Origin of the sequence: Methylonatrum kenyense (genome assembly GCF_023195885.1) — a bacterium.
GTDB classification, from domain to species: domain Bacteria; phylum Pseudomonadota; class Gammaproteobacteria; order Nitrococcales; family Aquisalimonadaceae; genus Methylonatrum; species Methylonatrum kenyense.
This window is the reverse complement of record NZ_JALPKO010000029.1, coordinates 1-709: the sequence shown is the minus strand read 5'-3', so window position 1 is coordinate 709 and position 709 is coordinate 1. Positions and strand designations below refer to the sequence as shown.

Sequence of the window (709 nt, the reverse complement as noted above, 5' to 3'; positions counted from 1 at the left end):
ATTGCAAGGTCTTCCTGGGCCGTGTGTTGAGTAATCGGGCGACGCGGTCGAGCTTGGCCTGATCGTGCACCGAGAGGTCTGTACCCTTCGGGAAATACTGGCGCAGCAGGCCATTGGTGTTTTCGTTCGAGCCGCGTTGCCAGGGGCTATGCGGATCACAGAAGTAGACGTCGATGTTGGTGGCCAGCCGGAACTGTTTGTGATCGGCCATCTCCTTGCCACAGTCCCAGGTCAGAGAACGCCGCAGATGTTCGGGTAGCCGGAGGGCGGCCTGCGTTAGCGCCTTGACCACGGTCTCGGTCTGCTTGTTGGCGACTTTGACCAACAGCACGTAGCGCGAATGCCGCTCCACCAGGGTGGCGATATGGGAGTTGTTCGAACCCGAGATCAGGTCCCCCTCCCAGTGACCCGGCACGGCCCGGTCCGCGGCTTCAGCAGGCCGCTCCCGAATCGAGACGGCATCAACGATCTGTCCACGCCCGTCGGCCGTTTTGTGACCGCCACGCGGCTTGCGCATCGTCCGCCTTGTCCGCAGATGCGCGATGAGCTCCTTCTTCAGCGCGCCTCGTGCCTGGATAAAGAGGCTGCGGTAGATCGTCTCGTGGGAGACCTGCATAGCGGGACGGTGTGGATAGCGTTGTTTAAGCCAGCCAGCAATCTGCTGAGGTGACCAGTCTCGCATGAGCTTGATCGAGACTCGACGCTGGAG

Annotated in this window: 1 protein-coding gene; it reads right to left on the bottom strand. The window is 61.5% G+C overall.

The genetic code is table 11. The features are described 5' to 3' along the window. Positions 1 to 709: IS30 family transposase (locus M0534_RS13670; RefSeq protein ID WP_248569002.1), on the bottom strand; the 709-nt coding region annotated here is incomplete at both ends.